This window comes from Pseudoalteromonas peptidolytica (genome assembly GCF_012641745.1).
Taxonomy (GTDB): Bacteria; Pseudomonadota; Gammaproteobacteria; order Enterobacterales; family Alteromonadaceae; genus Pseudoalteromonas; species Pseudoalteromonas peptidolytica.
Genome location: NZ_WEHZ01000018.1, coordinates 19,379 through 34,196 on the forward strand (window position 1 = coordinate 19,379; position 14,818 = coordinate 34,196).

Consider the following 14,818-nt stretch of genomic DNA (forward strand, 5'->3'; position numbering starts at 1 on the left):
AATTTTAAGTCCATTATTTAGTTAGTAATTGTGGAATAGGGGTTTGGAGGGCTTTTGATAGAGCTTCTAGTGTGCTAAGAGTTACATTTCGTTCACATCTTTCTACTGAACCAATGTAGGTTCGGTGTAAACCGCACTTTTCAGCTAACTCTTCTTGAGAAAGGCCGCTTTCCTTTCTTAAACATTGAATATTATTGGCTAATATCTTTAGAAGCTCTGTACTTGGCTTTCGCATGATTACCTCTTTTATTTTCAAAAGGATAATTGCATATGAACACTATAAGTCTACAGATTATAAGTAGCATCGCTTTAGCTTGACATAGAGCTTTCTGGTAAGCTTTTGTGATTACAATTACTTAGTAGGTTACTCACTAAAAAAGTAACCAATATCAACCCCATAAAAATCTGCTATCAAAGCAAGCTGAGCAGCGAATATACGATTTTTATTGAGTTCAAATAGAGAGTACTGTTGGTTAGAGCAATTCAGCACATCCCCAAGCCTCTGTAATGAGTACCCCCTTTCTAGTCTAATTGCTCGTAAGTTCTTTGATATCAATGCGTTAACTTCATCTTGATCTAACACCTAGATGTTCCTCAATAAATTCATGTTTTTATTGAGAAATTTTAAGTAGTCTTGTAATCTATATCTCCAAGTCACACTTGGAATTTGTTTTTGAAGAAGGGTTATAAGGAATTGATATGATGAATTTGAAAAAGGCCATTGCTGTGGGCTTGGTAACTGCTGGTCTAGTAGGTTGTGGTACTGAAGTGATTGCGAATGAAGATTTAGCAAAAATGTCTGCGCCAGAGTTGGCCACGCTTTATTGCACTGCAATGAAAGATACGAACTTAGAACAATTACAGGTTCTAGTTGGTAATGAAAGCGATTGGAAAGAATTTAAAAGTATTTATTTTGCCAATGAGAAAGAAATAGCAAGGCATAAAACTAAAGCCGAAAAATATGATTGTGAGATCGTAGAGACGAGAGAAAGTAAAAAGCAAACGAAGTTCTATTTTAAGAAGTTTAAGAAAGTGTACGTATATAAAGAAAATAATATCAATACACTAAAACTTATTTAAATGTTTTATTTTAAATTGTTGAAAGGCTGGTCTATGAACTGGCCTTTTGTGATCTTTATATGATTAATTAAAGGGACGTAATGAAAAAATTAACTATCACCCCTATAGCGCTTGTTTTGGCTTCATTTAATTTTACTTCAAATGCAACAGAACCATTTGATATGAATACTACGCATTCATATGTTCAGAATGAAAAATATTCCAAGCAATACGTTTTAGATGCGCTTGTTCTCAATGAAGAAAGCAGGTGGAATTACAATAATCCTTTAGGGACATCTGTTACAGTCACTTATGCTTTTGCTGGTAGTGATTTTGGTTATCCATATGCTGACTGCTGCGTTGAACGTGACTTTAAAGATTATGAAAAAGAGGCTTTTTTAGAAGTTTTTGAAAATATCAGCTCGGTGACAGGTGTTACTTTTGTTGAAGTAAGTGATGTTGCCAACACCAATATTATTTTTACAATTAGCTCTAATGCTGCTGGTGCCGAATTTCCACCAACAAACGATAGTGATGCCTCTCGTCCTAGAATTGTTCATGTTGGTGAAAATGACTACTTAAATTACCTAGATCCTAATCGTGATATTCAACCTTATGATCGTAAAAAAACAAACGATATTGATTTTAAGCATGATGTATCTCGTTCTAAAGACGCAATAGTTCATGAAGTCTTACATGCGCTGGGTTTGAAACATCCTGCGTACATTGATAACGGTACAATAGTACGTCTTTTGGATGACAGTGAAGAAAATAAGATGTTTACTGCAATGTCTTACAACTTACCCGCAACAACCTCTGAATTGTACAAACCCACTACGGTTAAAAAGTATGACGTTGTAGCACTCCAACACCTGTATGGCGCACCTGCCAAGCCTATTGAAAATGACCATTATGAATATGATGATACTTTTTCATATCACAAGATGATTGTTGATACGGACGGTATTGATACGATCAGCGTAACCAACAGTGAGCGAAACAATGTTATTGATTTACGCTCTGGCGCATTCAGTTCAATTGCTCCAAACCCTACAGGTTTTTATGATGCTGATGTTGGCGGTGAACACATGAACCGAAGCCACAACAGCCTTGCTATTTCGTTTGATACGGTTATTGAAAATGCTATAGGTGGTTCAGGTAATGATACGTTAGTTGGTAATGAAGCCAATAATGAACTGGATGGGGGCTTAGGCTCAGATAAAGTCATTTATCCTGGTAATAAAGCTGATTATTCAATAGATCAGGGTGATAACTTCGTCACTGTAACCTCCCTGTCAACTGGTGATGTTGATTCTTTGAAAAGTATTGAAGTAATTGAGTTCAAAGATCAAACAGTAATTTTAAATAACGCACCTGTTTTGACCATGCCTGATGATCTTACAGTTCGTCTTGGATCTCCAGTCGAACTGACTGTTGTAGCTTCAGATGCTGATGGTGATGCTTTAACCTTTAATTGGGGACAAACAGGCGGTTCAGGCGTTACTTTAAACGGTTCTGACACTGCTACAGTGTCATTTACTGCACCTTTAGTTGATGCTGTTAGTACAGTGATATTAGAAGCTAGTGTTTCTGATTCTGTTGATAATATAAAAGGTGAAGTGACTGTTACTATTCAACCAAATAATTCCCCTGTGATTGAGTTACCAGCAGATCAAACCGTCAATGAAGGTGACAGTGTATCTCTCTCTGTAACAGCCTCTGATGATGACAATGATGCTTTGTCTTATCGTTGGCTTGTTAACGGTGCTTCTATCACTTTAAGTGGCGATACAACCAATACAGTTTCTTTTACAGCTCCTGACGTTTCAAATGATACAGGTATAACAGTAGAGGTTTTTGTATCTGATGGTTTTGATGAAGTAAGTACTTCTTCAATCGTAACGGTGAAAAATGTCGAAACCTCTACTAGTACGCCAGAAACTACACAACCAGAGAAAAGCAGTAGTGGCGGATCATTCGGGTGGCTGATGCTTCTACTTTGTGGTGGATTACTGGCAAGACGAAAAAACTAATTTAACGACTAAAAAGAAAAACAAACGGAGCTTAATAAAATGAAAAAACTACTAATAATATCAGCTTTAGTAACTGCTATAACTGGTTGTGGTGATCCTGCTGCTGACGCTAAATCAGTAGCAGTTCAGTTCTGCGATAATATTGCGGAAGCAAATTTTAAGATGAAAGATATTGCCGATCCTGATGTTATAAATGCATTTCAGGGACTTCATAAAATGAATATGGATATGTATGAGCATAATATATCGAATAAGATTGACTGTTCTATAAAAGATGTGGAAGAAGTTAAAGAAGAAAAGTCGTACAAAGTGGCTTTTGAAAATATGAACACAGTCCTAGTTAATTTTGATGAAGATTCAGATTCATTTAAAGTTCAAAGACAATTCCAAATGACCAGCAATTTATTCTAGAGATTTGGTAAAGTTTAAGTTGTGAAAAGGTTGGCAATTGCTGACCTTTTTTATGTCTAAATCATCACTATCACGCTCTGTAACCCATTTTTACTGATTGCTGATATGATTACGTTGATTGGCAAGATGACGTGATTTGTGGGCTTTCTGTAGTGATTCTGATCTAAATAATCCAGATGGACTGGATTATAATGTTTATGTTTTTATTGAAGCTCGAAAATTTATAATAAACTTGTTTTGTTTGAAATTTTGAGGAAACAAGCTTGCGCGTTAGTTACATACTTTTAGATGAAATTATTCTCTTACAAAAAGATAATTTACTGCTTCACACTTACTGCAAATAATAAATCCATCAATTTCATTAGGATCAATTGGTTGATCGAGCTGTTTATTAACAACCGAATTAACTTCTTTTTTCCATTCGATTGAACAACCAACGAACTCTCGTGAAACATCAAAGCAAGTGCCAGCGCAAAAGTTGCATATATTAATCATTTTTTCTCCTTTAATTTTTATTTGTAACTTGAATGTTTATCTCACTTGGGGTATTTGTCAACCATGATTTAAAAAATAATTTTTATTATAACTTGTTTCTTTTATTTTGTGATTTGTAAATTAATTGATTTGACACCTTAAATCGCTCTTCAATAAAGTTGTCTTTGGCGGATTCGAATTTAACAGCACTTTTAACTATTCTATCTGTAACTTTTGGAGAAACATGATTCAGCTTATCTATAGCTTCAGCAGCTTCTTTTGTTGCGAATTGTTTATTGACTTCAATATCATTTATTTCAATGGTGCGTTGCCAATAATTAATCTTTTTAAGTGCTGCTTTAGTAAGACTTTCAATTTCTTTATTAAGCAAATCTATTTTACTAAGTTTTGACAATATGTTTGAAGAAAGCTCCTTTTTGAGTTTCTGTTTATTTTCAATGGTTTCATTCGTAGCCCTTAAGTCTTGTTTTGCTTTAACAGACAATCTTTGTGTTTTCTCAAGCCCAATCTGTGCTTGTTCAGTCATTTCTTTTTTCATTTGATAACGGCTCTGTGTACGACATGAAAGAGGGAGTTGCTCTTGAAGGCAAGCTTGAATATATTCAAAAGAAGATTTTTCTGTGGAATTTAGAAACTTTAATGCAATGTTATGTCTAAAAAGCATGTTCTGCATTTCTGTATAAAAAGATAAGTTTATAATTTGGCCTATTAAGGTCATTTCTTTGTCAGTAAGTCTATAACCGTTATCTTCATCTAAATTGAAATCAATATCGTAAATTTTATTTAGTCTGTGTTGCTCTTTACGAGCAAAATCAATCTGAGCTTGGCGGATATCGTACTCACCAGTTTGAAAGTTTTTACCATTAACAAAAAAATGTAAATTATCACCAGAACGAATGGAAAGATCGGCTGTTTCATCAAGGTGGATAGCACCAAAAATTACAGGGTGATTAGGATATGCTTTTTTAAACCAAGTCTGTGCAACTTGCATATACTCTTGAGCTTCAATCTTTGACAGATCCCCGTTTTTATGAGGGATTTTAAACACACTTTCTTGTATTAGACATGTTTGTGCGCTTGAGAAAATACGCTTTTCACTTCTAGCTTTTATGTGCTTATCTCTTATGTTTATAAAATTCTCAAAATTACGTTTTTTCTGTTCTGCTTTGGCTGGTGATAGATTTAAATTTTCAATGCGCTTATAAGCCATCTCTCGCGCTTTATTTATGATCAGGGCTATCTTTTCATCTTCATTACCTTTTAACTTGCTAGATCTATTTTCAAGCATATTAATGACCTTTTTGAACGCATCATCATCTGCAATAGTTAGAACTTTTTTCCTGTAGTTTGCTCTAGATGTTGATAATCTTTTTATGGCCTTTTTGTTTTGGATATCATCTTGATTCAGCAGATCTGTTTCTTTATCCGAAATGATTTCATCAAAAATTTTCTGATTAATGTCATTAAATTCATCACCTTTATAGATAGTATTATTATAAAAGTACAAATTTTTTTCTGTTAGTTGGTCTTCCCATTCCAAAACATCTTTTTTCTGTAACCTCAATGAATGTGTAAGGCTGTTTTTAAGCGTTTTTAGTGACCTTTTTCCTTGTTGCATAGCTCTGTAATTTATCGAGCTAAAACGCCCTGTGATTTGCTTTGTCGGTGTTCTATTATTAGCTTCAAAGACGTTCAGAATCTTATTGTTGAAATGTTTATCAATCGGTAATCTATTTCTAAAAGTTGATACTAATTTCTTAGCTGATTTTGTTTTGAAATCGCTTATCTTTTGTTGCTTTGCAGCTTCTTTTACAAGCTTCTCTAAGTCTAGCATCATCTTCTCAGATGCTGCTTTAGCTTTAGCTTCTTCGTGTTGTTGTTGTTGACGCTCACTAGCTTCTAACTGTTTATTAAAAGATTTTGATGCTTTTTCAATTTTATTTTGCTTTTGATTTGCTTTTTTATTTTTGAAATCTTCATTGTTAAAATTCATTTTTAATAAGTCCTTTTTTGTTTTTTGATCCTGCTGATTAAGCACCAGACCATTTCAATCGAGCCTGCGAGTATTGCAACTGACTATTGCAGCGAAGCAAAAAAGTCAGAAATGGAGCTTCTGGTACTCAATTTCTCTCTAATTTAATTTTTTCATATTTTTTAAATAATGAAATAGATAAAAGACTAATTCGTTTTAAATGTTATTGCCTGTTGATTTATTTTGTTTTTAAGTTAACTTGAAATTAGGAATGATTTAAGGAGAAATTAAAATTGGAGATGGATTTTGAATTTACATTTTCAGAGGTTGAAAATTTAATTGTTGGATTCTCAGAATTCGTTGAACAAGATTATGATCTTCACGAAGTGCTTCTTGAATATGACTCTCTTGCAGAATTTGATGATAGGGAGCTATTTGAACTAATAAAATCTGATGCAGACTTTTATAACAAAATAAAAGAACTATATAAAATTCAGAATGGGTTACTGTAATGAAAAAATATAATCCTTATGAAATATGCTCTGATGAAGTGCTGGAGGGATTCAAATCTCTGATAAAACATGCTGACCATTCAAGTGATAGAGATGTTTTTGGCGACTTTTTGCAGTATGTTAATAAAGAACATGATGCAATTTTCTTTGAACTTCTACATCAACCTAACGATTATGAAATTAATAATTTTCTTGTATGTAAAGAGCATCGCTATCGTCTACTACAGAGACAAAAATCAGTCATAAGCGTATGCAATCAGGAGCGTGATATTGGTGAAATTAGAGCTAAATTGAAAGAGTTAAAAGAATATTTGAAAAAATTATATAGAAGATTGAGTGTTAAAAAAAGATTAGAAATAAAAAGCAAAATTAAAGATTTTAGTCAGGAGGTCATAATTATGAATAACTTGCTTGTTATGAAGGATTTGGATTACAGAAGTGAATCAAACTTGTCCAATGAACATCAAAATTTACTTAAAAGCATGAAAGAACATGTAAAATACGATTCTAAAAATAGAAAGTATGAATTAGATTTTTCAAAGTTAATAAACATAAAAAAAAGGAAAGGTAAGAAACGTTAAGTATTTCTTAAAAATATTCCTCAGATAAAAATGCGAAGCTTATTAAGGGTGTTATATAGTATTATTTTTTATAAATCCCTTTACTGGTAAGGCGTAAATGCAAATTCCCTAACCTGCCTGCATCTTTTTTGTAATCTGCCTACATCCTTTTACCAACCCGCCTGCATCCTTTTAAGGATAGTTATTAAATTGCCTTAATTATCATGCTGAAAAGATAAATTGTAATTAATTTTTCTTATTTAAAATAACAAAATAAAAATTGGATTTATTGTTAAATTAAAAATAACAAAGATAAGGTTAAATTAAATAATTAATTTTAAATTATTTAGTAAATGGTGTTGAGGATTTTTTTATTGTTGTTAATCTAATCTTATGGAGGGATAAAATGACAAGGTTAATTTTAGAAAAAGATTTAAAGAAAATGAGTGTAGGCCATTTTTTCAAAAAAGGAATAGTCTATAAAGAAAATGAAGTTTTTAAATTTTGTGTTTTAGACTCGCAGAGTGAAAAATATTCAATATTAAAGTTTGGTACCGTGGAATCACGTAGTTTTAAAAATGTAGCATCGGTATATAGTAAGCTATTAGATCTAAATGTTTATGAATTCGTTTTTTTTGATCAAGACAGAAGGAGAGGGTTGATAAATGGAAAGGCCTAATAAAATAAGCAATAGCTATCTTAATGATGATACACTATTTATAAATTGGTATTTACTTTTTGCAGCTTATGCTCCAATTGTTGTTGATTACACTAAAGAAGCTCGTGATGATGATAATTCACTTTTAGGTGGAGACAGCAAGTCGCTATGCTTAAATATTTTAAAAAATAAAAACAGAGTCTTAGATGACAGAAAGTGTAGGATACTAATTAACTCTGAATTTCTTAATATGGACAAAGATTTTCTGATCTACTGTTTTTTACTACAAAAATTGAATAGGAAAATAATTAATAAAAAAATAACGTACCATGACCTATGGATAGACGTGTCTTTGAAAGAAATTCAAGATTTTTTTGGTATTAAAAAATTTAACAATAAAAGGTATGGTCACATATTTAAGTCTTGCTTGAGAAGATTGCGCGGTATTACTTTGGATTTAGATTTGAAAGGTGATTCAATAGGGGTGATAACAGGTCTAATTAATGAAGTTGTTTATGATAAAGGAAAATCAGCTAAAACAACTTATAGAGTAAGCTTTCCTGAAAATTTGATTAGGTTTTTAGAAAAATCAAAACGAGAAACATTTTTTACTCGTGAAGAATACAATTCAATAGAAACCTTTGGTGCAAAGAAACTATATTTTTATTTTAATTCAATAGATTATAATAATAAAGGTGGCTTCATCATAACTGAGTTTAAGCGTTCCACTTTAGAACAAGTTTTAGGTCATAAAATTGTCTATTTGAATGGTGATGATGAATCATTTAGTAACGTTTATCATAGAGATAAGGATATATCAAAGAGTGATATATCTGATTACTTTGATGCTTTAGTCAATAGTGGTTTTCTTATTTCTTGGTCATACAGCGAAGAATCAGATAATTACCATGTTTTTCAGTCAAGGCATGTAAAAGAATATAATAAAGAGAAGAACAACCAAAGGAATTTGACAGAGCTTGAGGAAAAAGAAAAATCTGCTCTTGAAGACTATGTTAGAAATAATGAAATAGAAATTGTTTTTCAAGAAAACTCCGTTGAAAATGAACTTGAGCAACTTTCCCGCTTTTTGAATAGCGATATGCCACTAGACACAAGAGAAGGTTGGGAAAAACTGGAAGATATTGACTTTGGTGAAGTTGAAGATGTGGATTTTGAACTTTAGAATAAAACTATTGTTAATTGAAGTTTTGTTATTTTAAATAAAAAGGATCATTGATAATGTCAAACCAAGAACTTATTGAATTTTTAACTGATAGAAATAAGCTTATCAAGTTTTTTGAATCTCTAGACGTTGCTAATTCAATGAAAATTAAATCTGTATTGGTTGGTGATGGTGTGGAAGATCAAGGGGCTGTGTCACACCTTAAAAGCTTATCTCCTGAACTGATTCAAATGCTAGAGAAAGAAGGTTTAAGTGTTGAAATGCTAGTACCAACTGGTTCTACTAAGCCACGTAGAAAGCGCACTTTGGTACTTGAAAGACAAAGCTTTGCACGAACTGAGGAAGGCTTGAAGCTTGCTATTGGCAGGGCTAAAAATACTTTTTCTGAGAAAAAGATTGAAGTAGTTGACTATAAAAATATTACAGACAAAGAAGAGCAAAGTTTAGCCAAGAAGTTAGTTCAGGAATATAATAATAAATAATTTTTATTTTTTTAAGAGGGACTTTATAGTCCCTCTTGTAATTCAGCTTCTTTTTTTAATTGATGTTTTTCATATTCATTTTTTGAAAGTGTTTTAATTTCTAGTGCTGTATAAATATCATAGAGAATATTTAAATTTTTATGACCAGTAACTTTAGCTACTGTTCGAATATCATAACCTTGTTCAGCTAGACGCGAAGCTGCTTCACGTCTCAGATCATGGTAACGTAAATCTTCAATCCCTAGTTTTGCTCTTACACGTTGCCAGCCAGCAGTGATGCTTCTTGGATTATATGGGAAAATAAGATTTTGTTTTTCGGGATCTAATCGTTCTTTTTGTTTCATTAATATTGGGTAAGCATCCGCCAATAATGGCACTTCCCAGTTATTATCTTCTTTCCTACGAGGATCTTTTCTGTCTCTGACGATAATTGTTTTATGCTCATGGTCAACATCTGACCATTTTAACTTTGTTATCTCACCAACTCGCATAGCGGTAAAGATTGAAAACTGTAAAATATCACAAAATGGAATTTTGGCAGATCTGTGGCTCTCTCTCTTTTCTAATCCTTCTTCCAACAGTCTAAGTTCTTCCCTTGTTGGTCTTCTGTTTCTTTTCTTACTACGACCGATCAGTCCAAGTTTCACCAATAAAGGTATAGCTTCTTCATGGTAGGAAAGGTTGGCATTTACTTTAAAAATGGACTTGGCAACTTTTACTACTGAGTGAAGGTAAGTGACATCATGATAAACAGTCTGAGGGGAAGGGATGACCATTTTATTATTAATCTCTTGACCTTGTAGTCTTATCTTGCAGTGGCTTATAAGATCATCATGGGTTAAGTGACTGACAATTTTGTTTGCTATATCATGATTTAAAAGTGACTCTAAAACAAAGCCTTTGGTACGTCCTAGGTCTTTGGAGGTTAGAGGATTTGTAATGTACTCTTTTATTAACTCCCCAACTGTTACCTCTCGATATTCCTTTTTTTCATTAGGCGCAAAGTAAGTACCATTTGCAATTTCAACCTGTTTTTCTTCAAGTTTTTTGGCTGCTTTTTTTGCCCAAGCTGCGGCTGTTTCACGGTTCTTAAAAGTTTTTTCTGCTTTATCAATGACTTTCCCGAATTTAGTAATTCTTACTCTTGCTCGGTATGAAACCCCGTCTTTTAACTTACGCTTTTCTATAGAAACAGTAGCCATGTTCGTTCCTTGTTCTGATATAATGCCCAATTTTAACACAGTCGCTCCGAGAAATGTACCCAGGAATGTCCCCTTTTGAAGTTCCCTAGGGGACAATTATTGTTAAAATATGTCAAAATGTGCAGAAATGAGCGAGTATTAGAGATTTTTAAAATTGAAAAAAATTATTGTAAAACCTATATATAGTGCGGTTTCCCAATGAAAACTATAGATAGAAGATTTTCCGTAGCACCCATGCTGGATTGGACGGATCGACATTGCAGAACCTTTCACCGTAAACTGACAAAACATGCGGTACTTTATACTGAGATGATCACCACAGGTGCGATTATTTTTGGTAAAGGGGATTATTTGGCATTTGGTGCGCATGAATTGCCGGTAGCGCTACAGTTGGGTGGCTCTGATCCTAAAGCATTAGCAGAATGCGCTAAACGCGCAGAAGAATATGGCTACAGTGAAGTAAACCTGAATGTAGGTTGCCCGTCAGATCGTGTGCAAAATGGTAGCTTTGGGGCGTGTTTAATGGCTGAACCTCAGCTCGTTGCCGACTGTGTGGCCGCAATGAAGGCGCAAGTGAGTATTCCGGTTACAGTAAAGACACGCATCGGTATTGATGAACAAGACTCTTATGAGTTTCTCACTGCGTTGATTGAAGCTTCAAAGGCCGTTGGCTGTGATGATTTTATTATCCATGCTCGAAAAGCGTGGTTGCAAGGGTTAAGCCCGAAAGAAAATCGCGAGATCCCACCGCTTGATTACCCCCGTGTTTATCAATTAAAGAAAGACTACCCTGATCTGCACATAAGTATTAATGGTGGTGTTAAAACCCTTGAGGAGTGTCAGCACCATTTGGCTCATCTTGACGGTGTAATGGTTGGCCGCGAAGCCTACAGTAACCCGTTTATGTTGTCGCAAGTTGATGAGCTACTGTATGGCGAAGCTGCGTTTACGCAAACTCGCCATCAGGTGGTAAGAAGCATGTATGACTACTTTGAAAGTGAGATGTCGAATGGCGCAAACTTTTGGCATATCGCGCGTCATATGTTGGGTATTTTTCAAAACCAACCTGGTGCGCGAGGCTTTCGCCGCCACTTATCAGAAAATGGCCACAAAAAAGAGGCAGGTATTGAGGTGATGGAAAAGGCACTGTCTTTTGTGCCTGAAGTGTAAAATATATTACTCCCACCTTCAGTGTGAAAAAGACGATTTTATCGTCTTTTTCACTATTTAATGCTTTTCAATTAATCTGGCTACCTTCTAAAAAATATATAACCTCATGATTTAATTTTGTTTTTATTTTTGGCACGGCTCTTGGAATAGTTTAACTATATTATAAAAGGAGCCGAACAATGACCATCATCAACAGAATTGAAGATCTTATCAAAGCAGAATTTAACGCGTTACTAGACAAAGCTGAAGATCCACAAAAACTGACATCTCAGTTAATTCGTGATTTAGAAGAGGCGCTAGCTGACTGTCGTGCAACCGCTGCGGAGTTTATTTGTCAGCAAAAAATTGCACAGCGCCAAATTGAGCAAGCAAATAACGCTTCTGCAACGTGGCAAAGCAAAGCTGAACATGCACTTGAAAAAGGTCGTGAAGATCTCGCTCGCTCTGCCCTTGAGCAAAAGCAGCGAGAAATAGAAAAGGCGCAAGAAGCACAGCAAAAGGTTGATGACCTAGCCCCTGCACTAGAAAAACTCAGTGGAGATGCTGATAAGTTGCAAAGCAAAATCCAACAGTTGAAAGCAAAAGAGAAAGGAATGCTACGCCGTCTGGAGGCAGGGCAAGCAAGGCTACATATTAAGCAAACACTAAGTAGTGATGAAATGCGCTCAGCGACACGCAAATTTGATGAGTTGGAGCGTAAAGTGGCGCGGATAGAGGCTGAAGTTGAGTCTTACGATTTGGGGCAGCCAGATATGTGGCAACGCTTTGAAGATGAGCAAAAGCAACAGCAAATTGACGATGAGCTGGCACAATTGAAGCAAAAAATAGCGAGCTAAGCTCGCTTTAAATGACGGCTGAACAACTAAAGCAAAAGGGGATTAAGATGAAAAATAGATATCAATCAACACTGTCTCAAATGAATAGTTCAAAGAAAATCGGCGGCGTTTGTGCGCAATTAGCACAACGCTTTGATATGCCAATTTGGCTAACGCGTTTACTTACAGTACTACTGTTTTTTAAGTTCCCAATGTTTGTAATGTTGGTCTACGGTGTGGCGTGGTTTGCGATGCCAAAAGCCAAATACGATAACTAAGACAAGGTGGCGAGGTAGGCACTATGAAAGTTGTTGCCGGTATATTTTTTGCGTTGGTATGTTTATTGGCGCTTTCGTGGGTGTCGCTACCACTAATGTGGCTGGACATCAGCGACTTGCAATTTGAAATGGGTGTTGACCTAGGTTGGGTCGGTTTTGAGATATTGGCGTTGCTTTTGGCAATCGTGGCCTTGGTGGTAATAGTTGCACTCCTTAGTGCGGGTATTTTAGGTCTACTCCTTATTGTGTTCATTGGGCTAGTAATGACACTGCTATTTAATTCGCTGATTGTCCTATTTCCACTCATCTGTATTATTGCGATAGTGTGGCTAGTGGTTGATAAGTCTGCTCAGGCGCAAGCTTGAGCCTTTGACTTATATTGATGTAGCAGATAAAAACACGCTAAATTGGGATCTGTGATATAGTTATTTGCAGTATAATTCCAAGGAAAGCCAATATGAAATCAAGTGTAATCAAAACCTTATTTTTTGCTTTATCAACTTTTATCGGCTTTAACGCTTTTTCTCATCAAAACGATGAGCAAGCTCACCATCATCATAGTTCTGAGCAGCTTATGGTACACAGCGCGACGGTACGTGCGTTTTTACCGGCAGCGCCCTCAACAGCGGGTTATCTTGTTATCGACAACCCAACCCAACACGACAAAATACTAGTGAAGGCGTCGCTTGAGGGGGTGAAACGCGTTGAAATTCATGAACATATTCACAAAGAAGACATGATGACTATGCAGCGTGTTGATGAGTTGACGATCCCAGCTGGAAAGTCAGTGGTATTTCAACCTGGCGGGTATCACTTAATGGTTTTTGAGCCACTTAAGACACTAAAAGTCGGTGATAAGCACAAGCTTACGCTATATTTTGCTGATGGTGATCGAGTCTACACGATGGCAGATATCGTGGCACTTGCAGATATGTTTGGTGGTAAAGCAAAGTCAGACACACCACATCACACTCATCATTAACTCTGTGGAGTATTAAATGGGAAATCATACGGGAAAAATCATCTCTGGTATTATCGCTGTCATACTGCTTGGGTATGTTATTGCTGTTTACTGGAGTGTCGAGCCGGATCAGTTTGACGTTGTCGCAGCTGCAAAGGCAGATGCGCAGAAAAATGGTAATACATTAGTTACTGGATATGTGACAACACATACCTTGATAAAAGTGACGGATACCTTGCTGAATAAGCCTGGAGGCTATTTATCTAATGATATGATGCCACCAAGTGTAATAATGGATAATATGCCTGCTTGGGAGTATGGCGTGTTAGAAATGACACGAGATCTTACGCTTTCGATGCGCAAAGACTTCAGTCGTTCACAATCTCAATCGACAGAACACCCAAGTTTAAAATTAGCTCAACCACAGTTTAATATCAGCTCAACGGCGTGGATGTGGCCAAGTGCTGAGGGTGAATACCAAAAAGGCAACGATTTGCTGCGCCAGTATTTGACGCAAATTTCTGATAACAGTGATCGCGATAGCCAATTTTATGCGCGCGCTGACAACCTGAGAGCTTGGCTAAAAGAAGCTGAAAAACGTATGGGTAGTTTAAGCCAAAGACTCAGCGCCAGTGTTGGTCAAGATAGGCTGAACACAGATTTAGCTGGCGACTCGGCTGCTGATCAGGCAACATCGGCTCCTAGTCATAATGTGGTGAAAACCTCTTGGTGGAAAATTGACGATGTATTTTACGAAGCAAGAGGCGCTACCTGGGCGTTGCTGCATTACCTAAAAGCAGTTGAACATGATTTTAGGCCGGTACTCGAAAAGAAAAATGCGTTGGTGAGCCTCCAACAGATCATTAGAGAATTAGAAGCAACACAGGAAACAGTGTGGAGCCCTATGGTTTTAAACGGTAGTGGGTTTGGCTTAGTGGCGAACCATTCGTTGGTTATGGCAAATTATATTTCGCGAGCCAATGCGGCTCTTATCGAACTTAGTGAACTTTTAGCGCAAGGATAACAT

19 protein-coding genes are annotated in these 14,818 nt (G+C 35.6%); 14 read left to right on the forward strand and 5 right to left on the reverse strand.

Going from position 1 to position 14,818, the window contains the following annotated elements; all coding sequences use genetic code 11:
• Window positions 1-13 precede the first annotated feature (13 nt).
• Both F9Y84_RS12795 and F9Y84_RS12800 read right to left on the reverse strand, forming a co-directional pair.
• Complete coding sequence (locus tag F9Y84_RS12795; RefSeq protein WP_147389078.1) at window positions 14-235, reverse strand: helix-turn-helix domain-containing protein; 222 nt, start codon at window positions 233-235, stop codon at window positions 14-16.
• 129 nt (window positions 236-364) lie between these two features.
• On the reverse strand, window positions 365-583 hold the full coding sequence (locus F9Y84_RS12800) for a helix-turn-helix domain-containing protein (protein ID WP_147389077.1): 219 nt from the start codon (window positions 581-583) through the stop codon (window positions 365-367).
• A gap of 116 nt (window positions 584-699) precedes the next feature.
• On the opposite strand from F9Y84_RS12800, the gene F9Y84_RS12805 reads away from it, so the two are divergent.
• From F9Y84_RS12805 to F9Y84_RS12815, 3 genes are all read left to right on the forward strand, one after another.
• Window positions 700-1,080, forward strand: coding sequence for a hypothetical protein (locus F9Y84_RS12805; RefSeq protein WP_147389076.1), 381 nt, complete (start codon window positions 700-702; stop codon window positions 1,078-1,080).
• 80 nt (window positions 1,081-1,160) lie between these two features.
• Window positions 1,161-3,092, forward strand: a complete 1,932-nt coding sequence (locus F9Y84_RS12810; protein ID WP_147389075.1) for a PKD domain-containing protein — start codon at window positions 1,161-1,163, stop codon at window positions 3,090-3,092.
• A gap of 39 nt (window positions 3,093-3,131) precedes the next feature.
• Entirely contained in the window at window positions 3,132-3,503 is a 372-nt protein-coding gene (locus F9Y84_RS12815; protein ID WP_147389074.1) for a hypothetical protein, read from the forward strand.
• Window positions 3,504-3,797: 294 nt separating this feature from the next.
• Here F9Y84_RS12815 and F9Y84_RS12820 read toward each other — a convergent pair whose 3' ends face one another.
• Complete coding sequence (locus tag F9Y84_RS12820) at window positions 3,798-3,998, reverse strand: hypothetical protein (protein ID WP_147389073.1); 201 nt, start codon at window positions 3,996-3,998, stop codon at window positions 3,798-3,800.
• A gap of 85 nt (window positions 3,999-4,083) precedes the next feature.
• Complete coding sequence (locus F9Y84_RS12825; RefSeq protein ID WP_147389072.1) at window positions 4,084-5,991, reverse strand: hypothetical protein; 1,908 nt, start codon at window positions 5,989-5,991, stop codon at window positions 4,084-4,086.
• Between the two features lie 278 nt (window positions 5,992-6,269).
• On the opposite strand from F9Y84_RS12825, the gene F9Y84_RS12830 reads away from it, so the two are divergent.
• The 5 genes from F9Y84_RS12830 to F9Y84_RS12850 all read left to right on the forward strand — a co-directional run bounded on the left by F9Y84_RS12830 (window position 6,270) and on the right by F9Y84_RS12850 (window position 9,365).
• Window positions 6,270-6,482: a hypothetical protein gene (locus F9Y84_RS12830; RefSeq protein ID WP_147389071.1), complete on the forward strand. Its 213-nt coding sequence runs from the start codon at window positions 6,270-6,272 to the stop codon at window positions 6,480-6,482.
• The gene (locus F9Y84_RS12835; protein WP_147389070.1) at window positions 6,482-7,063 is read left to right on the forward strand and encodes a hypothetical protein; all 582 of its coding nucleotides are present in this window, start codon (window positions 6,482-6,484) and stop codon (window positions 7,061-7,063) included. Before F9Y84_RS12830 ends, F9Y84_RS12835 begins: the two co-directional genes overlap by 1 nt.
• Before the next feature lie 385 nt (window positions 7,064-7,448).
• Window positions 7,449-7,721, forward strand: a complete 273-nt coding sequence (locus F9Y84_RS12840) for a hypothetical protein (protein ID WP_147389069.1) — start codon at window positions 7,449-7,451, stop codon at window positions 7,719-7,721.
• Entirely contained in the window at window positions 7,708-8,883 is a 1,176-nt protein-coding gene (locus F9Y84_RS12845) for a hypothetical protein (RefSeq protein ID WP_147389068.1), read from the forward strand. Before F9Y84_RS12840 ends, F9Y84_RS12845 begins: the two co-directional genes overlap by 14 nt.
• Window positions 8,884-8,939: 56 nt before the next feature.
• The gene (locus tag F9Y84_RS12850) at window positions 8,940-9,365 is read left to right on the forward strand and encodes a hypothetical protein (protein WP_147389067.1); all 426 of its coding nucleotides are present in this window, start codon (window positions 8,940-8,942) and stop codon (window positions 9,363-9,365) included.
• 23 nt (window positions 9,366-9,388) lie between these two features.
• Here F9Y84_RS12850 and F9Y84_RS12855 read toward each other — a convergent pair whose 3' ends face one another.
• The gene (locus F9Y84_RS12855; RefSeq protein ID WP_147389066.1) at window positions 9,389-10,567 is read right to left on the reverse strand and encodes a site-specific integrase; all 1,179 of its coding nucleotides are present in this window, start codon (window positions 10,565-10,567) and stop codon (window positions 9,389-9,391) included.
• 198 nt (window positions 10,568-10,765) lie between these two features.
• Between F9Y84_RS12855 and dusA the strand changes: the two genes are divergently transcribed.
• From dusA to F9Y84_RS12885, 6 genes are all read left to right on the forward strand, one after another.
• On the forward strand, window positions 10,766-11,737 hold the full coding sequence (gene dusA, locus F9Y84_RS12860) for a tRNA dihydrouridine(20/20a) synthase DusA (protein WP_147389065.1): 972 nt from the start codon (window positions 10,766-10,768) through the stop codon (window positions 11,735-11,737).
• Window positions 11,738-11,916: 179 nt separating this feature from the next.
• Window positions 11,917-12,573 (forward strand): PspA/IM30 family protein, encoded by a 657-nt coding sequence (locus F9Y84_RS12865; protein ID WP_147389064.1) that lies wholly within the window; start codon window positions 11,917-11,919, stop codon window positions 12,571-12,573.
• A 47-nt stretch (window positions 12,574-12,620) separates the two neighbouring features.
• The gene (locus tag F9Y84_RS12870) at window positions 12,621-12,830 is read left to right on the forward strand and encodes a PspC domain-containing protein (RefSeq protein WP_128731582.1); all 210 of its coding nucleotides are present in this window, start codon (window positions 12,621-12,623) and stop codon (window positions 12,828-12,830) included.
• A 23-nt stretch (window positions 12,831-12,853) separates the two neighbouring features.
• Window positions 12,854-13,195 (forward strand): hypothetical protein, encoded by a 342-nt coding sequence (locus tag F9Y84_RS12875; protein ID WP_147389063.1) that lies wholly within the window; start codon window positions 12,854-12,856, stop codon window positions 13,193-13,195.
• Window positions 13,196-13,287: 92 nt separating this feature from the next.
• Window positions 13,288-13,812, forward strand: a complete 525-nt coding sequence (locus F9Y84_RS12880; protein ID WP_125251137.1) for a copper chaperone PCu(A)C — start codon at window positions 13,288-13,290, stop codon at window positions 13,810-13,812.
• Window positions 13,813-13,828: 16 nt separating this feature from the next.
• Window positions 13,829-14,815, forward strand: a complete 987-nt coding sequence (locus F9Y84_RS12885; RefSeq protein WP_147389062.1) for a DUF2333 family protein — start codon at window positions 13,829-13,831, stop codon at window positions 14,813-14,815.
• Window positions 14,816-14,818: the final 3 nt, after the last annotated feature.